We start from the raw sequence: 23,290 nt of genomic DNA, 5'->3' as shown, positions 1-23,290 counted from the left end.
ACAAAAACCAAAACCCCACACCACATGGCATGGGGGTTTTTCATTAACTTCAACCAATCTTATGACAATCAAACCCAAGCTCTGCCATTTGGCTTTCTTTTTCAAGTGGAGCAAGGCTTGCCTTGACGTGGGGCTTATCTTTTAGATAAGTGCGTGCCACTCGTTTTAGGTCGTCTATCGTTACCGCTAAGAGCCTAGCTCGTATGGCTTCTTGCATTTCTTTGGTGCGACCGTGCAGCTCGCTAAAACACGCCTTGACCGCCTCGCCTGCTGGGGACGCAGGTTTGTCCATACCGCCGATAATCCCCAAAATCGCCTCCTCCAACTTATCAGCGTCATGGTCGTTATCAAGTAGCCAGTCAATGCTCTTTTCAAAATGAAGAAAAGTCGCCACGCAGTGCGGGTCTCGGTAGCTATAAAAGCGAAAACTTGCCGAATTGGCATCAAAACTCGCCCCACCGCCATACGCTCCGCCTTTTTCACGGATTGCCGAATGCAGATAGCCATTTCTTAAAAACGGAGCCAGCACTGTCAAGGCAGGTGTGTCCTCATGCCCCGATGTGGTCGCAGGGTAGGCTGTGGCATTATGATAGACATTGGTGGCGATAAGCCATGCGATGTCTTTATTGTCATCACCCTTGACAAGCTCATCAAACGCTAGCGTATCATGTGCCACGACAGACGATTTGGCAGGCTTATGCGGTGTGTTTAGCACGTCTTTTATCACTGCCTTTAATTCGTCCGCCTTGTCCGCCTCACACACCAAAATCACGTCTTTGGGTAGGTTTTGTACTTGCTCATGGATTTGGGCTAGGCGTGCTGATAGCGTTTGCCAAACCGCTTGGTCGGTTTCGCTTTGCTTTAAAAACGACTTTAATGCCGACAGGGCAGGTAAGCCAGAGTAGGCGTATTCTAGCGATGATAATTTGCTCATGCTCCGACTGGCGGTCTGAATGGCGTAGCTGTGTCCGCTTGCTGATAGACGTGATTGCCAAGACGCTTGTTTTTGCTGTAACAGCTCGCTCATGCGGTCGGTTTCGGTAAAAATGGTGTCGTTTAACACTTCGCTCACAAGCCCAATCGCCTCAGGCTTACGAGCTAAGGCACGGGTCGCCACTACTAGATAGCTTGTCATCGCCTCCTTATCATGGCGGTCGGTACGCTGTGAAATGCGAGCGGTAACACCTGATGAGATGGACGCTTGCACCGCTTGGAACGTGCGTGCGTCATATTTATCCGTACCCAGCTCTGACAGTAGCCCCAGATAAGTCGGTAATAGTGGATTATTTAAAATGTCCAAATCATTATTTAAATCAATGACAAGCTGATAATAATACAGTCCATTTGTCCCTGCATGATACTCATAAAGTGTACGTTCGTCTTGCCCAATGGTTATCGGCTGTTTGATGGCGTGGGCGAATTTTATCGCTTTGGGAATGTCATCTAGCCCCACTTTTGGCAAAATATCCACGTCATCTATCATCGCTTGGCGTGTGGCAAGCTCGGCAGACTTTTGGCGAATGAGTGCTTTATCATCATCGCTTAACGTGGTATTTAGCTTATCTAAACTTGCCTTTTCATCATCTATCAAGCGTTGGGCTTTGTCCTTATCAGGCGATAGGGTTAGGCGAACTCGGTGTGGGTTGTCAATGAGGTGCGTTTTGATGAGATTTTGCACCCAATTTGGCTCTTTGACCTGCTCCGATAGCCACGCCAAATGCTCATCAATCTCCCACACATCGACAGGGTCTCCGCCATGAAGTGCCGTGCCAAACCCTTCAAGCATGAGTGTCAAGCCATAAGGCATACTGTCGCCCCCGATGTGGCGTTGGTCTAACTCTATCTGATGTAAAATGGTCTGTATGGTTTCATTATCAATGGGGTTTTCCGCCACAGAACGAAGTAGCTCCAAAATGCCGTTTTCCACATCATCGGCAAGCTTGTGCTCCGAGCCACGCACGCCTGCATAAAACGCCATCTCATAATGACTGTCGTCCAAGCCCAGTAGCGGGCTTGCGGACGTGCCAAGTGGCGAGCTGTCAAGGTAGGCTCTTAGGGGCGAACCTGCGTGTTCTATCAGCACACCCTCCATGAGGCGAAGTGCCAGACGCTGTTTGGGGTCGGTAAGACTTGGTAGCAGCCACGCCAACACGTTATGGGTCATTTTCTCGCCACTCACGTCAGCGGTATAAGTGTCATAGACTTGCACAGGCTCATTTAGGCGAGTCTCGGTCATGGAGACGAACTTTTTGCCACGAGACGGCTTTTCGGCATCATCAAAACGCACTAGGGCATCATCGTGCAGGCGTGCTTGAATGTCCGCCACGTCAATGTCGCCAAAACTCATGATAATGGCGTTGGACGGATGATAATGAGCCTTGTGAAAATTGACCAAATCAGCATGGGTCAGCTTCACAATCTCTTTTGGGTCGCCCCCTGAGTTATAATGATAAGTCGTGGTCGGATACAGGTGTGGTGCCAAAGCATAGTAAAGCTGGTCAATCTCGCCACTCATCGCCCCTTTCATCTCATTAAAGACAATGCCGTGATATTCAGGTCGCCCCTGTGCGTCAAGCTCCAAACGAATGCCTTCTTGGGCAAAGTCTAGCTCGTGAATGTTGGGGAAAAACACCGCATCAAGATAGACGGATAATAGGTTAAAATAATCGTTTTTGTTTTGACTGGCAAAGGGGTACACCGTCCAATCGCTTGCCGTCATGGCGTTCATAAAGGTCTGCAATGACCGCTTAATCATGCTAAAAAACGGGTCTCGTACGGGGTATTTTTGTGAACCGCACAAGACAACGTGTTCTAGAATATGAGCTTCGCCCCGAGAAGTCATGGGCTGAGTGGCAAAGCCAATCATCAAGGCGTTTTCGTCATTATCACACGCCAGATGATAATGGGTTGCCCCTGTGGCAGTATGCTCGCAAAGTAGCACCGTGATATCAAGGGCTTCTATGTGGTGCTTAGATTTTAAGGTAAAGGCAGGGTGTAGGTTAAGATTTGTCATGAATGGTTCCGTGATGAAAAAATGCTATATTGTGGCAAAAATTTGCAATTTAAACAAGGCTTTTGTAAATTTTGATAAAAATTCTTGTTTTTTGATAAGGGCGTGCCTGCCTTTTGTATTTGCAATGAAAAATAGGGAAAATCGCACGTTTTTCAAGGAAAAAACGCAAGCTGATAGTCATTCTATCAGATAAGTTTTTGACTTCGAGCCACAAGATTTAGCCATTTTTCATGCAAAAACATTCTTCTATTTCTACAATATTTCTAAATTTATAAAGGGCAGGCACGCCCTAACTTTTATACTACTGAAAAAGTATTGAATTAGAGAATGATTTGGCGGTATACTTAGGGTTATTTTTTTCTTATCATTTTAATTTTAAAAGGCAATCATCATGAGCTACTTCGGTACAGACGGCATTCGTGGGGCATTTGGACAATTTCCCATTACCCCTGACTTTCTACTAAGATTGGGCTATGCCACAGGGCAGGTTTTGACCGCCCAAAACACAACAGGCAGACGACCCAGCGTGGTTATCGGTAAAGACACCCGTCTGTCGGGCTATGTGATTGAATCCGCCTTGCAAGCAGGATTTAACTCGGCAGGCGTGGACGTACACCTACTCGGGCCTTTGCCGACACCTGCCATTGCTCATTTGGCAAGAAGTTTTCATGCCGACATGGGCGTGGTCATCTCGGCGAGCCACAACCCTTATGGCGACAATGGCGTAAAGTTTTTTTCAGGCGAAGGCAAAAAAATCTCAGACGAGACCCAATCCGCCATCAACGCCAAATTGGACGAGATGATACATGGCGACACACTTTCACGCCTTGAACACTACCCCACCGAGCTTGGCAAAAGCTACCGTATTGATGACGCTAAGGGGCGTTATATTGAGTACTGCAAAGGCTCGTTCCCCTACCAATACGACCTGCGTGGGCTAACCATTGTGGTGGACTGTGCCAACGGAGCAGGGTACAGCGTTGCCCCACGGGTCTTGCGTGAGCTTGGGGCGACTGTCATTGCCTATGCCAATGAGCCAAACGGCACAAATATCAATGACAACTGTGGTTCAACCCACCCCGAAACCTTGCAAAAATTGGTATTGGAACACAAAGCTGATTTGGGCATTGCCCTAGACGGGGACGGCGACCGCATTGTTATGGTTGATGAAAACGGACAGATTTTGGACGGCGATACCATTTTATACATTCTTGCCAATGGGGCGGACGAAACCCCAAAAGGCGTGGTCGGTACGCTGATGAGTAACATGGCACTTGAAAACTTTCTTAAAAATCAAGGCATTGATTTTGTCCGTGCCAAAGTGGGCGACCGCTACGTCATGCAAGAGCTTGAAAAACACGGCTACACCATTGGCGGAGAGTCATCGGGGCATATTCTTTGCCTTGATAAATCACGCACGGGGGACGCCATTGTGGCGGGCTTGCAGGTGCTGGCGATTTTGGTCAAAAAAGGCGGTAAACTGTCTGATTTAACAAAGGGTTATACCCCATACCCCCAAACGCTCATCAACGTCCGCCTAGCCAAAATGAGCGACCCTTATGACAATGACGAACTAAAATCCGCCTTCGCCCAAGCCGAGAGCGAGCTTGGCGACACAGGGCGACTATTGATTCGTAAATCAGGCACCGAGCCTGTGATTCGGGTTATGGTTGAAGCCAAAGATGGCGATACGGCACAAACATTGGCAACAGAATTGGCGGACAAGGTAAAGGCGGTGCTGGGGTGATTTTTAAATCATAGATAATTTGAAATGGGTGTGTAGGGTAAATTGAGTTTACCTTATGGTAAATTTAACATTTGGGCGAATAAATTACCCCTATATACCCCACTCTCAACTAAAAATCATCTCAAACTTAAGCGGTGGGTTGCCAAGTTGTTTGTTAATCTCTATGCAAAAACTGTGGGCAAGTAGCTTTCTAGTAAGTCGGTTAGACAGATGCCATAAATCTCTTGCTTTTGTTTGTTGAATGTTAAATCTTTGTGACAGTTGCGAGATGACGGTCTCTATGGTTTTTCTGCTTTTTTTAAGATGGCTTAAAAACCCTTTATCCCTGTCATCGGTCATATTGTCCCTAAGCGGTGTTTGTAAGTCAATGTCAGCTTTGGCAAGTTCGCTTTGCAGATCTTTGGATAAATACCCTTTGTCGCCAAATAACTGACAGATGTGTTGCTTTGATTGGTTTTGTAGGATGTCTGTTAGTTCAAATACCATTTGTCTATCATCAATGTTGGCAGGTGTTAAACCAAAGCCAATCACTTGACCTTGTACACTGGTCAGTAGATGACCTTTAAAGCCAAAATAATGCTCATGTTGACTTGCACAAAACCCAAAACTTGCCACGGATTTAAAGCTTTTGTTTCGTCTTGCTCTACCATAACGACACACAGGCAAGGGAAAACTGTCAATCAGATAAGGGTTGTATTCATTCTGGCTGTGTATGCTGATTGCATTCATCATCTTATCTTTTACCCAAAGCAAATTGGCACAATGTTTGGCAAAATTAGGGTATGAGCCTAATTTGGGAAAGTAGTGAGTGTAATGATTGGTAAAATAAGCCCAAATACCTTTGTCTGTATCAAAACCCAAACACTCACCAACAAGTTCCATAGTGATGACTTCGGCATCGGATAAGGCAGGAGGATAGCCTTTGGTTCTGATAGGCTTAGTTACAATATTTTTATAAAAAGCATCTACCATAAGATAGACACTAATGATAAAATCATCATAAGACATAACTTACTCCCTTTGTTTTGTGGTGAAACTTGGATTGGGCTATGTCTTTTTTTATTTCAAGGGAAAGTTGAGAGTGGGGTCTATATATCCAATTTTAAAATCTATATTTAAAAATACCCTTAAATAAAAATATCATTTTAATATTTAAAAGAGAAAATCCATGATATTAGACCTCCCCCTAACCACCATAGAGCTGATTACTGCCAAAGCCGAGCAAGCAGGTATGACGGTTGATGAATTGCTTATATCCACTTTTGCCAAAGATGATGAAGATGCTTATTATGATTGGTTTTATCAACATCATTTTGATATAGAACGTTTGACAAAAGCCATTGGCGAAACCGATGAAAATGGGCGTGCCAAACATACCCAGCGAGTACCTGATTGGGCATTGGCGGATTTGGCAAGTTTTGATAAATGGTTGGCAAGATGAACATAGATTTTTCTGATGACTTTAAAGCTCGTATGCCAACATTTGATGATAATATTAGGCAAGCGGTTTTGGTATTTGTGGCTCATGTTAAACAACACGGCTTGCGTGGTCTGCAAGGTCGTAATAAATCATCTATTCCAACCAATCCCCACACCAAAAAAGAGCGAGCTAATTTTAATCATGCTCAAAAATATTGTCTTTGGCATTACCATATTGGCATACCTAATTATACAGGCGAGTTTGGCGATATGACAAGCGAATACATTTTGCATTATCAACGCTTTGATGATGAAATTGTACTAGTGGATATTAGTACGCATCCGCCTTTTGAATTACCAAGTCAAGATAAATTAAGATAATTTTTTAAATGATTTTTAACCCAAATTTTAATAAAAGGTAAACCTTATGGGAATTGATTTTAGTGCCAGTCGTCTGTCCTATGAAAAAGACGAACTCATTGAAAAAAACATTGGCGACACCCCTTATCCTTTATTACAAAAATGGATAGATGATGCCATATCCGAGCAAATTGGCGAAGCCTATGCATTTAGTCTTGCCACCTGTGGGGCGGATAGGCGTCCGTCCGTGCGTACCTTGCTCATGCGTGAGATTGTCCCTAATGATGACGACATTCAGATGATTTTTTATACCAATTATGACAGCGACAAGGGGCAGGATTTGGCGGACAATCCATTTGCCGAAGCCCTGTTTTTTTGGCATACGCTAGAACGCCAAGTGCGAGCGTCTGGGCGTGTGGTCAAATTATCTGATGATAAATCAGAGACTTACTACCACTCACGCCCCAAAGACAGCCAGCTTGCCGCATGGGTCAGTCGCCCCCAAAGTGGCGTGGTCGCTAGCCGTGAAGTCATGGAAAGCGATTTTGCCAAGCTATCCGAGCAGTTTGGCGAGCATATCCCCAAGCCTGAGTTTTGGGGCGGATATTGTCTATTGGTCGATAAAATAGAATTTTGGCAAGGGCGAGCCAACCGTATGCACGACCGCATTGTTTATCGCAAAGGCGAAAACGGTTGGGAGCGTGAGCGTATCTTGCCGTGATGTTTTTTAACAAATATAAAAAAGCGATGATAAGAATGCTCATCGCTTTATCCATTTTATTTGCCATTATTATTTATAGCAATTTATTAAAGGTTGTGGATTATCAATTTAATGATATTGGCTATCAAAGTGATAAAATATTAAATATCGCCCTAATTACCGATTTGCACGCTTGTTATTATGGCGATAATCAAAAATGGCTAATAGATGGTTTAAAACAAAAACAACCTGACGTGATATTATTGGGCGGGGATATTTATGATGATAAAATGCCTTTTAATAATGCTGATGAATTATTAAGCCAATTACCCAATATTGCCCCCACCTATTATGTGGACGGCAATCATGAAAATTGGCTAAGCCGTACTGATTATGATAAAGTCATGGCTAAAATTCACACTCATGGCGTATCAATTATTCATGGCAAAAGTGTATCCGTGCCAAATACCAATGTCGTCATTCATGGCATATCCGACCCAGACGGCGGAGCGTTTGATAAGGATTTAAAAACGGTAACGGATAATTTAAATAATGATACTAAAAATCACGTCCATATTTTATTAACCCACCGCCCCGAGCATATTGATACGTATCTTAATTATCCTTTTGATATCATCATGGCAGGTCATGCTCATGGCGGACAATGGCGAGTACCATTTGTCATCAATGGCGTGTACGCCCCCAATCAAGGGTTATTTCCCAAATATGCTGGCGGATTGTATGAATTTGCCAATGCCAATAACACCAAATTTATCGTGAGCCGTGGCTTGGCACGAGAAAGCACGAGAGTGCCACGCTTGTTTAACCGTCCTGAATTGGTATTTGTCTCTCTTGATAAATAGTCTTTACAATAGCTTTGCTTTGTGATTAAATGGTTGGACAATTTAAATTTTTGACATCGTTCAATAAGATATATTTTAAAATTTGGACATGTAGGGGCAATTTATTCGCCCAAAAATCAACGCCTTATCAAATGGCAATATAATTTATCCTGACCAATTCACCCAAAGGGTTGGTTAATTCACAACACCAAATATCTTTATTGAGCCATACCAAATTTTAAATAAAGGAGTATCCATGAAAGCCCTGCCCTTATCCGTCCTAATGACAAGCCTGTTTGCCGTCATGTTGGCAGGTTGTCAAAGTGTCAAATCCACCGACACCGCCAATCATAATGACGTGGTCGCCATGCCAAGTGTGGTCGCCCTAGAAGTACCAGCAGACATGAATGCATACACGGCAAGCATGAAACTTGCCAGTCGTGAAATGCTGTTAGTTACCCCCATGGCAAGAGGGGTAGGATACACGCCTGTCCAAAACACCGAACGCTATGCCACGCACACTCCCAACCCTGTGCAGTCTGTCGCCCAAAACCCCATTTCTACCTTTGGGGCAGACGTGGACACAGGCAGTTATGCCAACACTCGCCGTCTATTAAATGACGGGCGATTGCCACCAGCAGGGGCGGTGCGTAGCGAAGAGTTTATCAATTATTTTGATTATGATTATCCCAAGCCAAGCGACAAAGAGCCCTTTGCCGTGCATACCGCCCTGACCGATTCGCCCTTTAAAGATGGGGCAAAGATTTTGCGTATCGGCATACAAGGCAAAGAGACAAGCACGCAAGCCATGCCCCCTGCCAATTTGGTTTTTTTGGTAGATGTCTCGGGCAGTATGCACAGCAACGATAAATTACCCCTAGTCAAACAAACCCTAACCCTACTCACGCACCAATTACGAGACGTGGACAGCGTGAGTATCATCACTTATGCTGATGGCGAAAAATTGATTTTGCCTGCCACCTATGCCACCGAGCAAGGCAAACGCCAACTGCTTGACGCCATTGACAAGATGAAAGCAGGGGGTGCCACCGCTGGCGAGCAGGCGATACAAATGGCATATCTTGAAGCCCAAAAACACCACAAAACAGATGGTATTAATCGCATTTTACTCATGACTGATGGTGATTTTAATGTTGGTATTACCGATTTTGATACCCTAAAAGACATGGTCGCCCAAAAACGCAAATCAGGCGTATCACTCTCCACCTTTGGTTTTGGCACAGGTAATTATAACGAACACTTAATGGAGCAGTTGGCGGACGCAGGGGACGGCAATTATAGCTACATTGATAGCACCAATGAAGCCAAAAAAGTCCTTCATCGCCAATTATCTAGCACGCTCACCACAATCGCCCAAGATGTCAAAATCCAAGTAGAATTTAACCCTGCCACCGTCAAAGAATACCGCCTTATTGGCTATGAAAACCGAGTGTTAGATGAAGCGGATTTTAATAATGACAATGTGGACTCAGGCGACATCGGGGCAGGTCATGCCGTTACCGCCTTATATGAGATTATCCCTGTGGGCGTGGCAGGTTATTTGGCGGACAAACGCTACTCATCTAACCCTAGCCCCACCGCCCATGCCAGCGAATACGCCCAACTTGCCATTCGTTATAAATTACCCAACCAAGCCCAAAGTATCAAACAAACCCAAAGTATCACGCCTGCCATGTACCACGCCAAAGCGGACGATAACACACGCCTTGCCCTTGCTGTGGCGACCTTTGCCGAACTTCTAAAAGGCGGACAATATACTGGCAATCTGACCTATGATGACGTACAAGCCATGCTTGCTGATGTGGGCGGTGCTGATAAACATGAACTGCGTGCCGAACTGCGTGAGCTTATCAAAACCGCCAAAGAGCTTAGCACGCCACAAAAACCTTAATCTGTCTCAAAAACAAGCCTGTCTGTGATGGTAAACCCCATCACAATAAACCAATCACACACTCTGCAATAAATGGGACAATTCAAAACAATGTGGGATAAGTTAAGATAGACCATTTTGCAAGAGCGTTACACTGGGTGCAACAAGTTGGCGGAGTTTAGATTTGTGGTTTTATGGGGAAGACAGGTAAAAATGCCTGTCTTTTTTGTTGTCCTATTTTAGCACATAGATTGGCGGTAGCGGGTGGTTTTTAAGTTTATAGAAATTTGGTTAGGTGCCAGCCGTTAAAGCAGCTAAGGCGACTTCTATCAATCGTCTGTCGCCATCGCTTTGTAATTGTCCATCAGGGGAAACGGGTAAAAATGGGCGGGCAGGCAGTGTAACTGATTTGACTTTTGCAAAGCCGTTTGGCGTGGCAAAGACAAGATGGGATTTTTGTTCTGGTCTAATTGTGCCGCCAAAATGATGAATGCGAGCATAAATCATATTGGTGCCAATGGTGGCGGTTGTACTGCTTGCCGAGCTTGTAATGCTATCTCTTAGCTCGCTTGTATTGGTTAGGGTTTTGCCATTACCAAAGGCTTTACGCACCCACGCCTGTCCGCCAAAGGCTTCATTTTCAAAGTTGTCGGCGGTCATTGTCTCTAATTCTGTGGCAAGTCCTTGCATAATGACACGGCTATTGCTGGCATTTCTTAATAATTGAGCCAAAGTGCTTTGGGCTTGGCTGTCGTCTAGGTTGATGATGAGCATTGGCAAAGTTTCCTAAGTTTGGTATAATTAAATTATCCCCATAGCCCGTTCTGCGTGGGCGGAGAGAGTAACATATCGTACGATATGCCAGACTGGTTACGGTTCAAGTCCGTCAGTGCTATGGGGTTCATTTGATTTTTACAAATATCCCACCTTTGATTTGCCCTTCTATATCCCCCAAATCTTGATAAAAACCACTGATAACTTCCGCCCCTTGCTTGGTGTGTTGTATGGTTAATTTTATGGCTTGTTTGCTGTCAGTTTTATAGATAAGCAACAAATTGCTGTTAAGGGTGTCCCACAATTCATAGTCAGGTTTGCCAAAATCTCTAATAATTTTTTCTAGGGCCGTTGTATCTAAGGCATCGCTACTGACGGTATGGCGTGTATTTTTACGACCTGTAATGACCTTATCACGAAAACCCACCACAGGCGACAGCCCATCCAAATCAAGCCCTTCTTTCTCTGCCAATCTTTCAAAGGACTTTTGGGGCAATACGCCCACCCCATAAGTCCGCCCCTGTACTTGTCCATTGATTTGGCTTTGCCTGACCCACGCCAAAAACCCTGCCACTCGCACATCAGATGCCATATCTTTGGCAATCTCTTGCAGAGCGTGTTTTTGTCCTAGAGCTTGTTTGGCTTTGTCATACCAAAGTTTATCAAACAAATGACTGGCAACAGGACTGCCACCAAAGCCATTTTCGCCCAAAACTCGCTCATCATTGCCTTGTTTAATGCCCACCTTTTCGGCTTGTTTTGTCGTGATTGCTTTGACAGTACATCGGCAACCAAAGCCGTTTGGTGGATACGAGTGCGACCAAAAGGGGTCATCGTGGGCATAGACCGCTCCGTGTCTTGCCGAGTGGCTGGGGCGAGTGCGTTTGTCCAAAATAGCGGAGTATTGCCAATAAGGGTGGGTATCTGTCGCCTGTTTCATTCGCTCGTATTTGGCACTCATCACTGCCGTGCGGCGGTTCGTATGATAAATGGTTTTTAGGCGACGATTTGAGCCTAATTTGACTTGTTCAAGCTGACCTGTTTTGGGGTTTCTTGCCAGCGTTTCGCCCCACCACCCTTGCTGTATCAAATAGGGTTTGATGGTATTTTCAAAACTCTTATAGCCTGTGCCGTCTGTCATTGCCTGCTCTATCGCTTTTTTGGTGGTGGAGAGCATATCAAGGGCGGTCATTTTGGCGATTGTAAAACTTCTTGCGTGAGCCAAAGCGTGCGTGTCCGTCCAATCCCAACCGATATGCAAGCCTTTGGATTTTAGGTGTTCAATGGCTCGCTCTGGGGGCATATCAAATAAGGCTTTTAGCTCTTTATTTGTGAGTTTATCAATACTACTCATCATTGCATCCCCATTTCTTCTTGGGTGTGTAGGCGTGACAGCGTGTCGGCAATGAACAGCATTTGGGTTAGTTTGTCTTGTAGTTCGTCAATGTTCATTTTGGGGTAAAGACTGGCTAATTGTTCCAAAAGAGCGGTTTCATTATCCAAATTAACACTGTCCAAACTGGCAAAATCGCCCAGCATTTGCCCCACTTGGGCGGTCAAATCATCATCACTTGGCACGCCTATCGCCAATTTGTCAGACAAATCACCCTGCGGTGTAAAGGATTTTTCACTAAAATTGGGGGTGGTTGGTACGGTGTTTGTGGGCATTGGCTTGGTATTTAGGGTAAATTCATCAGCCGATAAATTATAAGCCCGCTCATAATAGCTTTGATTAAAAGACACGCCAAGAGCGGTCAAAATCTGGTCTCGCTCCGCTAGGGTTTTATCGCCTATTTCGTCTTCATATAGCACAAATTTGGGTGGACTTACCTTGTGGAAATTCAGCTCACAAATCCACGCCAAAAGTGTATTAAAACAGCTCTCCACCACTCGGCAATCATTATCACGAATGTCTTTTGTTACCGTAAGTCCTGCCATTGCACTGGCGTGGCTTGTGTCTTTTTCGGTGGTTTGGTCTTGACCCAGTAGAGCAATGTTAATCTCGCTACGGCAATAACGGATAAAATCATCAAACACCTGTGATGAGCCTGTTTTGCCTGTGGCTTCTTTGATTTCCACGCTACTGTCGTTGGGGATTGTCGCTACCGCATTACCCATTAAGTCTTCTAGGGCGTCAAGGAGTTTATTGGTATCATCATCAGTGTTAGAGCGAGGCTCGTGTCCGATAATCCAAGGCGAGCCAAACTTTTCGGCAAACTCCGCCCAAAACTTTAAACCACCCCGTTTAAAAACAGTCGCCCAATACACACAAGACAGCTCGGCTGTGCCATAAGGATTGGTAAAACTGGCGTTATTGGTTGGGCAAAGGATTTTAAAGGGTGGTGGCGTGATCTTGGTAATGCCGTCAATCAGCAAAAGCTCGCCATCAGCGTCAAAGCCTGTCCATTCTTGGGGGATTGCAATGAGTTTGACAGGTATCCAAACACCATTTTTAAACTGCCAAATCACTTCAATAGGTTGGTAGCCATACAACACCGCCTCTAAAATCTGTCCAATCAACCCATAAATGTCTAGGCTGTCAAAAATCTGGCCTATGATGGTTTGCTGTTTGTCAGACAAATCACTGTCAAGGCGGTAATTTAAGCCCGCCACACTTGCCTTGCGGCGGCGTACCGCCCCTGCCACAATGGGGTCAATGAGTAATTCACGATATGCTGACAGACTAGATTTACCCAGTCGTCTTAGGATAATGTCAGGATTTGGCAAAATTTGGCTAAATCCATATAACCCAAAATAGCGGTGGGCGGTGGCGATTTGGGTGGAGAGTTCTTTTTTGTCCAGTTTTGGGGCTTGGGTAGGGTTTGTCATTTAGAATCCTTGGGTGAGTTTGCTTTTTCTTTTAACTTTGCGAGTGGCAACCTTAATTTGTCCAACATTGAGTTCACGGCTGGCATAATGAGCAAGCAATAAAGCAATGCCCGCATCTCCGTGGCGTTTTTTACCATCTGCACCCTGCGTGCGAGTGGCGGGAATGCGTGGCACGCCATTGATGAGCTCAAAGGCTCGCAAGTCGTTTAAAATATCTTCGTCTTTGGGTAGGTCGGTAAGTGTGCCATCTTCTAGGGCGGATTTAAAAGGAGCGGTGTGGGTGCGATACCAACTTTCGGACAGCATAATAGCCTCTATAATGTCCGCTCCAAATGTGTCCTGCATTTTTTCGGCAAGCGATTGACCGTTACCCCGAGCATCAAACGCTCCGCCCCGCAAATTGGGCAATCCTTTTAATAAAGCAATCATAATCTGCTCTTGCTGAGCAAAGGGCATATTGCCCAGTTCTAGGATAAAGGGTGGTTTTAGGATTAAATTTGGGTATTGCAATAGTGGCACAATCACAGTTTTGTCGCCACTTCTGGCAAAATCCTCGCCCACAAAGCTGATACGACTTTTATCTAAGCCGTCAAGGAGTGGCTCTAAGGTGTCTGTTATCCAGTCATCAATCTCTTTGGCACGGCTATATTCAGGCAATAAAGCAAATTCATCGCTTTTATCAAGGCGAATGACAGGCGTATAAGGGCTCATACGACTTTCAATTAAAGCACGATTCAGCCATTTGCCACCACCATTTTTAGGAATACAATCCAGCTCTTCTTTGGCGTCCTCGCCATAACTTGCCCGAATGTCCGCTATCCACTGCCTTTCGCCCTCTGGCGTCCACTCTATGCCAAGCCTTAGACAAATGCGTTGGTATAAACCATCGGCAATGGCATCATCAAAGCTAATGCGGTGTAAAGAATAAGGCTTTTTGCCTGCTCTGATGTCATTGACAAGCTCATTAAAGGCATTGTCCACCCCATCGTGGGTAGAAATAATATGAACCTGACCGCCCCACATTAACAGGGCCATCGCTGATTTTAATAGCTCTGGCAAGTTTTCGTGGAAAGCTGCTTCGTCTAAGATGACACGCCCTTGCTTACCACGCAAGTTGTTGGGGCGAGATGACAAGGCGGTAATGCGGTGTCCTGACGCAAAACGAATGACAAACGCCAAAATCGCCTGTCTATCATCGCCATCGACAAAGATTTCCTCAGTCTCTTCCACTTCTTCGGCAACCAGCCCATAAAACTTCGCCCAGTTGCCACAGTCGTGGATAAACTCTAATGCCATATCTTTGTTATAGCCAACATACCAAACATTCATTCCATTTGTTCTAGCTGACAAAAGAGACGAGTCGCCAGCTTCAGCCCAAGTTAAGCCAATACGCCGTGATTTTTCACACACTTTAACCGCCGATGTGTCAGCACACCAGCGTTGTTGGTAAGGCAATAACACCATTGGACTGCGAGAAATGTTGCTAATTTCCTGACTAAGTTTGGTGCGTTTTGGCTGGCTCATTCTCCAATCCCCAAAATCTTACGGCGGATTTCGTCAGCCGTCTCATCTGAAAGCCCGCCTTTTTTGACTGCTTTGGCGACTTCGCTGGCGGTTTGTTCAATTTTGACTTGTAATTTGGCTTGATATTCTTTTAAATTGGTACTTGCCGAAGTCAAAGCAGCAATATTTTTGGAGGCTTTGGCAACCATATTAAATCGCTCAACCGCCCCCAAATTGTCCATATCGCCAATTTCCACAAGTGCGTCAAACAATTCGGTCTGCACCATTGCCATCAGTGCTTCCGAGCGAGTGTCGCCCTCATCAGACGCCCCTTCTGCAATCAGCCGTGCCGCCTCGGTGCTTGCCTTAATACTGGCAAAGCGTTTTTGAATTTTTGCCCCATAGCGATGCACTGCACTTCTGCTAATTTCATAGCCTTGCGATTTTAGCCACTCGGCAAGCTCGGTGTAGTTGCCAAAGCCATTGTCGGCAAGTTTGCGTTCTAATTCGTGGCGGACAGTCTCTGGCAACCGCTCAACACTGCTTCTTTGTGCCATACCACCCCCTAAGATTGCCAGTATTTTTCAGGTCGCCCAATACCTAGCGGACAATCGGTGGTGTACTCGGCAATGTCCACGCCTTGATAAGTCAAGTCGGCATACCATACGCCATTGGGTTGTTTGGTGAGTTGGACAAAGCTGGCATTGGATAAGTATTCAAGTTGCTGACGAAGTTCTAAGGCGGTAATGTCAGCATAAATCCCCCGCATCACATCCAGCAAAAAAATCTCGCTAGTGGTGTACGGACGAGCCTTGTGCAGGGTATTGATGATATGCCAACGCATACCTTCGCGGCGTGCTTTTTCGTTCATTGTCTTTGGCTCTCCATTTTATACAGGTCGGTTAGGGTCTTTTGAATGCTGTCCATTTTGGCTTCTAGGACGGCTTGGTTACGGATATAGTCTTCTCGTAGGACAAATTTTTCGGGTAGGACGGCTTTTTGCTCGGCAAATAAGGTCTCTAAATGCTCAACCTTGTCGGACAATTTATCTTGGGCTTTTTGGCGTTCGTCTTGCTGGGCTTGAAACTGGGCAAGGAGCATTTTGCCAAAGCCCCAACATACCCCCAAAAATGACAATAAAAAGCCAACGAGTTGCCAAAAATCAATGCTAATAAAAGTCTTATCCACTTATTACCCCCTTGCTCTTTGGCTTTCAAACTGGGTTTGGCACACCACACACCTTTGACACCCCGTAACTTTTTGTTGTCTTAAAAGCGGAATGGGTTCATCACAATCTATGCAATGGGTGCGGGTGGGTAGACTTGTCTTTTGGGTGGCAATGCGGATTTGCTGCTGTAAAATCAGCTCACTTTGGTATTGGGCTTTGTCTATTGTGTCGCTCATAGGCTCTCTCCTTTGGTGGGTGGGACGCTACCGCCCTGTGCAATCAGACAACGAGCGACTGCATAACCGCCAACCGAGCCTAAATACACAAGCCATAATTGCCAATCGGTTGTATTTAATCGCACAAACTGAACGGTGGCGACAAGGCTTGCCACATTTGCCCAAAGGCGAGTGTGCGACAGTCGTCCTGTTTTTGGGTTTGTGATAAGGTCAAGAATTTTCATTGTCAAACTTATGCTAAAATTTGGGGGATATTATGCCAAGATGAGCGTGATAAGTCCTTTAAAGCGTTTTAAAAATTGCTTGGGCGGACGGTTTGATGACAACAAAAAAAGACTTGCCAAAAACAAGTCTTGTTGGTATGATATGAACAGAGCTACTAGATAGCCAAAGCCCCCAAGTTTACGCTTGGGGGCTTATTTTTTGGCTATTTTAACTCATCAATAATTGCTTTTTGCACTTCATTTTTATAAAGCATCTCACTCAACTTAGAACCCGAATAGCCCTTTACCACAAAATCAGCACTGGTATCAGCAACCAAATCTTTAAAATCTTTGGCATTGGTGTGGGCTTGCAATGCTTTTAACGCCTGTTCTTTGGTAACAGTTAGGGTTGCAGGCTGAACAATAACCTTACTTGCATCTTTCATATCTCTAACGCCAGCACTAATGGTTAATTTATCCAAATCAGTATGAGTGAACGACTTGTAGATGCCGTAGATTAAGGCTTTTTGTTGGTCATATTCTAGGTTTTCTTTGGTGTTGGTTTCAGTGTTTAAGCCATAAAGTTCCAAGTGTACGGGGTTGTCGCCCAATACTTTGAATTGTCCCTCGTGCTGATAGTCGTTAAAGGCTGTCATCATGTCTGACACATTTTCAAAAATGACAACACCATCGCCACTTAGCTTATATGGTACGCCATCGGTCAGGCTGTCCAACTGCTTTTTATATTCATCATCGGGCAGAGCTGACTGAGTGGCTGACGGTTCAGCTTTCTCCACACTTGGAGTGGTAGTAGTAGGCTCTTTGGCGGTGTCGGTGCTAGGCTCGCCACAGGCGATGAGTGCTAGTGGAAGCAGTAGAAGTGTGAATTTTTTCATTGTAAATCCTTGTCATTTGAATGGTTGTTGGCTGAAAGTAGGTATTTTCGGTATCTTAGAATGTCGTCTAGGCATTCGCAGTCTTTTTTGAGCTTGTCTATTTTTGGCTCAATGTCATATTTGATGGCATTGCCCATAGTCGTAACCCAAGCCATAAGGCAAAGCACTGCTAAACCCATTCCCCATACACTGTGAACACCTAAAATTCGTTGGTAAACATCAAAATAAAATAAGCCAGCATAAGTCAGGATTACAAAAAGACCAGACAGTCCACATTGCAAACCTTTATGTTTAAGAGAGACTATTTCATTTTGCACTTGTTCTTTGATTTGCAAAATCTCATCATCGCTACAATGCCCAAACATTTGCCAAACGCTCTCGCCTGTGGTATTTACGCTGACATTTGCTGTTCCTGCTTGAACCAATTGTCCTATATTGCCGTAAAATTCATTTTTCACAACACATACTCCATACAACCCTATGGCATAGCAATGTCGCCAAGCGTAACTGTGCCTTGCGGATTGTTAATTTGTTGTCCAACTGAACCGTGAATGGTGTTTTGGAAGGTGGTGGCTGGCGTGTCTTTTATCTGTTCTGCTTGAATACCCAGTCCTTGCAACACGAACGCTTGTACGCTTGGGCTGGCGGAGCGAAATGCACTTAATAACTTGCTGTCCAGTTCGTTTACGCTGTTTTGGATGCGTTGCCCTGTTACAATATAAGTAATGTCTGCTCCAATCTTGGCAATCTCCGCCAAATAATCTGCATCAGGCTTACGCTCGGTGGTTTCGTAGTTCTGCTGTGAGCGTGGTGTAACTTTGCCAATGCCTGCAAATTGAGCTTGTGTAAATCCAAGCCTTTCTCTTTCTTCTCTGATTCTGTCTTTCATACGAAAAAAAATTCCAAAAAACTATTGAATACGAACAAATATTCGTATAAAATAGGCGACATAAACGAAATTTAATCAATATTGTTTAAATATTGTTAGTTTTGTAATTCTATCACAAAACAATTGGAGTAGATATGCCAAACGCCCAAAAAGTGAAAGAAAGTTTCAAAAAGCGTGGCGAAACCATCAAATCTTGGTGCGAAGCTCGTCAGTATGACCCAACCTATGTCAGCCGTATTTTGAATGGTTCAATCCAAGCTAATTATGGTAAAGCTCACAAAATCGCCGTTGAGCTTGGTTTAAAACAGGAGAATGCTGATGAGCGGTAAAGGCACTCGTATCCTACAAGTTTTTAAAGCCTTGCATAACCACCCCTTGATTGGGATTAGTAATAAAGAAATTGCCGATAACTTAGGATTTACCCCCACCCAAGTCAGCCGTGATTTGGCGGATTTAATCAGCGAAGGCTTGGTGCAAAAACTGGACAACGGCAACTATGCCTACTCTATCCGCACCCTGCAAATCGCTGAAAATTATCGCAAACAGCACGAACGACTCAAAGCAAGAATGGACGAAATCCAACGCAATGTCGGTATCGGCTATTAGGCAAAAGTGCCGACATCGGGATTTTTAGGCAAAATGGACGCCAGCGTCCATTTTAAAAAAATTAACATCAACAAAAGGTATCAAAAATGAGTGAAATTGAAAGCGTAGAAGTTATTACCGCTGATGCCATCAACCAACAAGCCCTGCACAGTATGCAGGTGATGGAGCAATGGGGTAATGGCGAGGTGTATAACGAAGCCACTTGGATTGAACGAGGTCGCCAAGCGGTTGTCAAAACCTTAGAGGGTATGTTTGAGCTTGGAAAAACTTTGATTGTACTAAAAGAACATACCGAACACGGTCGTTTTCGTGAAATTGCTGAACAAGAACTAGGTTTGCACACAAAGGAAATTACACGCCTAATGAACGCCACCAAACGCTTTGCCACGCCACAAATGCAAAAGGCTCAGCCCAAACTGATTGGGCTTGGCAAATCTAAGCTGTTGGAGCTGTTAGTAGAAGATGACGACACCCTAGTGGAGCTTGCCGAAGGGGGCGATATTAACGGCAATACGCTAGATGACATTGACCGTATGACAAGAAATGAGCTTCGTGTCGCCCTGCGTGAAGCTCGTGAAGACAGTAAAGCCAAAGACAAGGTGATGAGTGAGAAAAATGCCAAGATTGACGAGCTTGCTGAAAAACTCGCCAAAAATAAAAACAAACAGCCCAAACCTGCCGATGTCGCTCGTGAATTATCGGCACAACTGGCAAGTGCAGAAGTGTCCGCTCGCTCCGAGATTAGCAAATTAAAAGATATTTTTGATGGGCTTATGGCTCATAAAGAAGCACACGGAAGCGACCATACCGCCCTCATGGTGGGAGCTATCAATCAGCTTATCCTGGACTGTGAAATCCTGCGTGGGCAATACCTGCTACCAACGGACGCTCCGACGGGCGAAGTCCCTGTTTGGCTAACACAAGATGAGCCTATGGGGGCGGATGATAGAGATATGCCGTTGCCTTTTGATTATTCAGAAGACGAAGTGTAATAAACAATCATAAGGGTCAAAACAATGGCAACCGATAATACAGCCCCAAACCCAGCTTTGATAGAACGCCTAAGCGAAATCGCCAAAACCGCCCAAAATCTAGGGCGTGGCGAAAAATCACGCTACCTACAAACCAAAGCGGACGAGCTGGGTATGAGCGTCTCAACACTGTATCGCAAGCTAGAAAGTGTGGCAGTCAAACCTACTCGCAAAGCAAGAAGTGATAAAGGCGAGATGACTTTGACCCTTGATGATGCCAAGCTGATTAGTAGCGTGGTGATGGAGGGTATGCGAAAAAATGGCAAACGCATTATGACGGTGGAGCGAGCGGTAACGATGCTTCGTGCCAACGGTATGATACAGGCGTGCCACACAGACGGCACAGCTTTGTCAGTGGGGGCGATTGTGCGTGGGCTAAAAGCCTATCATCTGCACCCTGACCAACTGTTAGAGCCTGCCCCTGTGGTGTCTATGAAGTCTTTACACCCCAATCATCTGTGGCAAATTGACCCCAGTTTGTGCATTTTGTATTACTTACCAAGACAAGGCAAAGATACAGGACTGCGTGTCGCAAGCCACGATGAATTTTATAAAAACAAGCCTGCCAATGTCGTCAAAATCATCAATGACCGTGTCTGGCGATATACAGGCACAGACCACACCAGTGGGGCGGTGTATTGTCATTATTATTTTGGTGGGGAGACTTCGGCAAATTTGTGCGATTTTTTTATTCGTATGATGTCGCCAAAAGCTGACATCGGCAAAGACCCTATCCGTGGCGTACCAAAGATGGTCATGCTAGACCCTGGTTCGGCTAACACCAGCTCCGCTTTTAAGACCCTGTGCCAAGCCCTAGATGTGGTGGTGCAAATCAACAAGCCCAACAACCCACGAGCCAAAGGGCAAGTGGAAAAAGCCAACGACATTGTGGAGACGCATTTTGAGAGTGGCTTAAAGTTTGTGGAAGTGAATGACATTGATACCCTAAATGCCCTGTGCGATAAGTGGCTTCGTTATTTTAACAGCCAAGCCATTCATTCACGGCACGGTATGACCCGCTATCGTGCGTGGCAAAAGATAAAGTCAGATGAGCTTATCATTGCCCCACCTGCCGAGTATTGCAAATCACTTGCTTTGTCTGTACCAAAAGAAGCCAAAGTTACCCCAGAGCTTGAAATTCGCTACAAGGGCAAGGTGTACGATGTCTCAGCATTGCCTGTACTTGTCGGACAAAAAATCTTAGTCGCCCAAAATCCGTGGGAAGTGGACGGTGCTAGGGTGTGCGTGCCAATGGCGGACGGCAAAGAAACTTGGGTGGCTGTGCCAGAAGTGGTCTTTGATGAAATGGGCTTTCGTGAAAATGCCGTCATCGTGGGTCAAGGCTATAAGGCTCACAATGACACCAAAGCCCAAACCCACGCCAAAGAACTTCAAAAAATCGCTATGGGGACAGATACGCTTGAACAAGCCGAAGTCAAACGCAAAGCCAAAGCCCTGCCCTTTGATGGCAAACTTGACCCGTACAAGCACAATGACACCGTGCTGGATAATGACAATACGCTGTATCTACCCAAAAAAGGCGTACAAAGCGTGGAGCAAAGTCGCTATGAGAGAATGATTGCCGAGCCCGTCCTATCCAAAGTGGACATCGCCAAGCAATTAAAACCACGCTTAGAAGCACTTGGGGCGGATTGGAGCTTGGCGGTCAAGGTGCTACAAGAACGCTATCCTAACGGCATTGCCCAAAGTGGTCTTGATAAGGTGTTTGATGAGCTGATGGATGAGTCCACTTTTAAACAGATTTTAAAAATTGCATAAGGATGAGGAATGAAAACCGCCTTTAACAAGCTTGGAAAATCTTATCAGACCGTGGCAAATGAGCTGGGCATTAGCAAAACCGCTCTTGTTAATGCTGTGGTTCACGGTGTTTTTCCAAGCAAAAATACCAAAGCATTTAAGGCAAATCTTGCCGACTATTTTGTAAAAAATGGGGTCAGCGTACCAAGCATTTTGACCCAAAGCCAAAACCTAAAAACCCCCATAAGTCAAGATAAGGATGAACTTATGCTACTTAGAAAATCCACCCTAAACCCACAGACCCGTCGCCATTTTGGGCTCGCCAAAGACCCCTTTGATGACGAAATCCGCTCATCGGACGATATTTTTAAATCTGACGATGTCCGCTATATCCGTGAACGCCTATATGATGTGGCGAGTAATGGTGGGTTTCTTGCGGTCATTGGCGAGAGCGGTGCAGGCAAATCTACCCTGCGTGAGGATTTGCACGACCGACTTTTTAAGGACGGCAAAGCCACCACTCTCATTGAGCCGTATGTGCTGGCGATGGAGGATAATGACATCAAGGGCAAAACCTTAAAATCGGTACACATTGCCGAGGCTATCCTAGAAGCAGTCGCCCCAAGCGAAAAACCCAAAAGAAGCCCAGAGGCTCGCTTTCGCCAAATCCATAAGGCTCTGACCGAAAGCCACAAGGCGGGCAATCGCCACTTGATTGTCATTGAGGAGGCTCACGGTTTGCCCATTCCCACCTTAAAGCACCTAAAACGCTTTTATGAGTTAAAAGCAGGCTTTGACCGCTTGCTTGGCATTGTGCTGATTGGACAGACCGAGCTTGCCACCAAGCTGGCTGAAAATAACCCTACCGTGCGTGAAGTGGTGCAACGCTGTGAGCTTGCCACCTTAGAGCCTTTGACCGATGGTAAATTGGCGGGTTACTTAAAGCACAAATTTGAGCGAGCAGGGGGCGATATTAAACAAATCCTAGATGAGTCCGCTCTTGATGCCATAAGTCAGCGTCTAACCGTTAAATCTCGCACCAAAGCTGGCACGCACGAACACAGTCTGCTTTATCCTTTGGCGGTCAATAACCTAGTCGCCCATGCCATGAACGAAACCGTTTATTTGGGTTTTGATAGGGTAGATGGCGATATTATCAAAAGTATTTAAACTTGATTTAATTTTAAGGAAAAAGCCATGAATAAGCATTCCAAAAACACACACATCACCCCTGAGAAACTTGCCAACCCCTTAACGGTTGGTCAGTATCTTATCTTACAAGGCAAACGCCAAGAGCTAGATGGTATGCGTTTTGAATTATCACAAATCAAGCTCCGCCAAAACCGTCAAGCAGGTTGGATTATCCTACTGCTTATCTGCGTGATGGTGCTGATGGTTGCTATGTTGTTTGTGCTGACCTTGTAG

Annotated in this window: 26 protein-coding genes; 12 read left to right on the top strand and 14 right to left on the bottom strand. The window is 45.2% G+C overall.

The features are described from left to right. Positions 1–49 precede the first annotated feature (49 nt). Positions 50–3,013, bottom strand: a complete 2,964-nt coding sequence (locus DX073_RS11220) for an insulinase family protein (protein ID WP_115008125.1) — start codon at positions 3,011–3,013, stop codon at positions 50–52. A gap of 391 nt (positions 3,014–3,404) precedes the next feature. Between DX073_RS11220 and glmM the strand changes: the two genes are divergently transcribed. Then, a complete protein-coding gene (glmM, locus tag DX073_RS11210; RefSeq protein ID WP_115008123.1) occupies positions 3,405–4,760 on the top strand; it encodes a phosphoglucosamine mutase in 1,356 nt (451 codons plus the stop codon). Positions 4,761–4,865: 105 nt separating this feature from the next. Here the strand turns inward: glmM and DX073_RS11205 are convergent, their stop codons facing one another. Beyond that, positions 4,866–5,768, bottom strand: a complete 903-nt coding sequence (locus tag DX073_RS11205) for an IS982 family transposase (RefSeq protein ID WP_115005464.1) — start codon at positions 5,766–5,768, stop codon at positions 4,866–4,868. Positions 5,769–5,928: 160 nt separating this feature from the next. On the opposite strand from DX073_RS11205, the gene DX073_RS11200 reads away from it, so the two are divergent. From DX073_RS11200 to DX073_RS11180, 5 genes are all read left to right on the top strand, one after another. Next, a complete protein-coding gene (locus DX073_RS11200; protein WP_115008122.1) occupies positions 5,929–6,201 on the top strand; it encodes a hypothetical protein in 273 nt (90 codons plus the stop codon). Then, positions 6,198–6,560, top strand: coding sequence for a hypothetical protein (locus DX073_RS11195; protein WP_115008121.1), 363 nt, complete (start codon positions 6,198–6,200; stop codon positions 6,558–6,560). The genes DX073_RS11200 and DX073_RS11195 overlap by 4 nt, the downstream gene beginning before the upstream one ends. 46 nt (positions 6,561–6,606) lie before the next feature. After that, on the top strand, positions 6,607–7,260 hold the full coding sequence (pdxH, locus tag DX073_RS11190) for a pyridoxamine 5'-phosphate oxidase (RefSeq protein WP_115008120.1): 654 nt from the start codon (positions 6,607–6,609) through the stop codon (positions 7,258–7,260). After that, on the top strand, positions 7,260–8,102 hold the full coding sequence (locus DX073_RS11185; RefSeq protein WP_115008119.1) for a metallophosphoesterase: 843 nt from the start codon (positions 7,260–7,262) through the stop codon (positions 8,100–8,102). The genes pdxH and DX073_RS11185 overlap by 1 nt, the downstream gene beginning before the upstream one ends. Positions 8,103–8,337: 235 nt before the next feature. Beyond that, positions 8,338–9,993 carry a vWA domain-containing protein gene (locus DX073_RS11180; protein ID WP_404932936.1) on the top strand — a complete coding sequence of 552 codons (1,656 nt, stop codon included), beginning with the start codon at positions 8,338–8,340 and terminating at the stop codon, positions 9,991–9,993. A 270-nt stretch (positions 9,994–10,263) separates the two neighbouring features. Here the strand turns inward: DX073_RS11180 and DX073_RS11175 are convergent, their stop codons facing one another. The 12 genes from DX073_RS11175 to DX073_RS11120 form a co-directional block, all read right to left on the bottom strand. Continuing rightward, on the bottom strand, positions 10,264–10,746 hold the full coding sequence (locus DX073_RS11175) for a phage virion morphogenesis protein (RefSeq protein ID WP_115008118.1): 483 nt from the start codon (positions 10,744–10,746) through the stop codon (positions 10,264–10,266). 127 nt (positions 10,747–10,873) lie between these two features. Next, a complete protein-coding gene (locus DX073_RS11170; RefSeq protein ID WP_115008117.1) occupies positions 10,874–12,103 on the bottom strand; it encodes a phage head morphogenesis protein in 1,230 nt (409 codons plus the stop codon). Further along, complete coding sequence (locus DX073_RS11165) at positions 12,100–13,575, bottom strand: DUF935 domain-containing protein (RefSeq protein WP_115008116.1); 1,476 nt, start codon at positions 13,573–13,575, stop codon at positions 12,100–12,102. The genes DX073_RS11170 and DX073_RS11165 overlap by 4 nt, the downstream gene beginning before the upstream one ends. Continuing rightward, entirely contained in the window at positions 13,576–15,099 is a 1,524-nt protein-coding gene (locus tag DX073_RS11160) for a terminase family protein (RefSeq protein ID WP_115008115.1), read from the bottom strand. It lies immediately after the preceding gene. Further along, positions 15,096–15,635, bottom strand: a complete 540-nt coding sequence (locus tag DX073_RS11155; protein ID WP_115008114.1) for a DUF3486 family protein — start codon at positions 15,633–15,635, stop codon at positions 15,096–15,098. Before DX073_RS11155 ends, DX073_RS11160 begins: the two co-directional genes overlap by 4 nt. An 8-nt stretch (positions 15,636–15,643) precedes the next feature. Further along, the gene (locus DX073_RS11150) at positions 15,644–15,949 is read right to left on the bottom strand and encodes a hypothetical protein (RefSeq protein ID WP_115008113.1); all 306 of its coding nucleotides are present in this window, start codon (positions 15,947–15,949) and stop codon (positions 15,644–15,646) included. Next, the gene (locus tag DX073_RS11145; RefSeq protein ID WP_115008112.1) at positions 15,946–16,266 is read right to left on the bottom strand and encodes a hypothetical protein; all 321 of its coding nucleotides are present in this window, start codon (positions 16,264–16,266) and stop codon (positions 15,946–15,948) included. The genes DX073_RS11150 and DX073_RS11145 overlap by 4 nt, the downstream gene beginning before the upstream one ends. Positions 16,267–16,269: 3 nt before the next feature. Continuing rightward, positions 16,270–16,482 carry a TraR/DksA C4-type zinc finger protein gene (locus DX073_RS11140; protein ID WP_115008111.1) on the bottom strand — a complete coding sequence of 71 codons (213 nt, stop codon included), beginning with the start codon at positions 16,480–16,482 and terminating at the stop codon, positions 16,270–16,272. Continuing rightward, positions 16,479–16,706 carry a hypothetical protein gene (locus tag DX073_RS11135; protein ID WP_115008110.1) on the bottom strand — a complete coding sequence of 76 codons (228 nt, stop codon included), beginning with the start codon at positions 16,704–16,706 and terminating at the stop codon, positions 16,479–16,481. Before DX073_RS11135 ends, DX073_RS11140 begins: the two co-directional genes overlap by 4 nt. 203 nt (positions 16,707–16,909) lie before the next feature. After that, positions 16,910–17,581: a hypothetical protein gene (locus tag DX073_RS11130; RefSeq protein WP_115008109.1), complete on the bottom strand. Its 672-nt coding sequence runs from the start codon at positions 17,579–17,581 to the stop codon at positions 16,910–16,912. Continuing rightward, positions 17,578–18,039 carry a hypothetical protein gene (locus DX073_RS11125; RefSeq protein ID WP_115008108.1) on the bottom strand — a complete coding sequence of 154 codons (462 nt, stop codon included), beginning with the start codon at positions 18,037–18,039 and terminating at the stop codon, positions 17,578–17,580. The genes DX073_RS11130 and DX073_RS11125 overlap by 4 nt, the downstream gene beginning before the upstream one ends. A gap of 20 nt (positions 18,040–18,059) precedes the next feature. Then, positions 18,060–18,470 (bottom strand): helix-turn-helix domain-containing protein, encoded by a 411-nt coding sequence (locus DX073_RS11120; protein ID WP_115008107.1) that lies wholly within the window; start codon positions 18,468–18,470, stop codon positions 18,060–18,062. Between the two features lie 134 nt (positions 18,471–18,604). Here DX073_RS11120 and DX073_RS11115 point away from each other — a divergent pair, with 134 nt between their 5' ends. The 6 genes from DX073_RS11115 (at position 18,605) to DX073_RS11090 (ending at position 23,290) form a co-directional block, all read left to right on the top strand. Then, entirely contained in the window at positions 18,605–18,799 is a 195-nt protein-coding gene (locus tag DX073_RS11115; protein ID WP_115008106.1) for a DNA-binding protein, read from the top strand. Next, the gene (locus DX073_RS11110) at positions 18,789–19,076 is read left to right on the top strand and encodes a helix-turn-helix domain-containing protein (protein WP_046702073.1); all 288 of its coding nucleotides are present in this window, start codon (positions 18,789–18,791) and stop codon (positions 19,074–19,076) included. The genes DX073_RS11115 and DX073_RS11110 overlap by 11 nt, the downstream gene beginning before the upstream one ends. An 86-nt stretch (positions 19,077–19,162) precedes the next feature. Further along, positions 19,163–20,068 (top strand): hypothetical protein, encoded by a 906-nt coding sequence (locus DX073_RS11105; RefSeq protein ID WP_220186746.1) that lies wholly within the window; start codon positions 19,163–19,165, stop codon positions 20,066–20,068. Between the two features lie 24 nt (positions 20,069–20,092). After that, positions 20,093–21,886 (top strand): DDE-type integrase/transposase/recombinase, encoded by a 1,794-nt coding sequence (locus tag DX073_RS11100; RefSeq protein ID WP_115008105.1) that lies wholly within the window; start codon positions 20,093–20,095, stop codon positions 21,884–21,886. Positions 21,887–21,895: 9 nt separating this feature from the next. Further along, positions 21,896–23,035 (top strand): ExeA family protein, encoded by a 1,140-nt coding sequence (locus tag DX073_RS11095; protein WP_115008104.1) that lies wholly within the window; start codon positions 21,896–21,898, stop codon positions 23,033–23,035. A 27-nt stretch (positions 23,036–23,062) separates the two neighbouring features. Continuing rightward, positions 23,063–23,290, top strand: coding sequence for a hypothetical protein (locus DX073_RS11090; RefSeq protein WP_115008103.1), 228 nt, complete (start codon positions 23,063–23,065; stop codon positions 23,288–23,290).

This window comes from Moraxella lacunata, from assembly GCF_900453205.1.
Taxonomy (GTDB): Bacteria; Pseudomonadota; Gammaproteobacteria; order Pseudomonadales; family Moraxellaceae; genus Moraxella; species Moraxella lacunata_B.
Note: the sequence above shows the minus strand (reverse complement) of the source record. Positions and strands in the feature narration are given on the sequence as shown.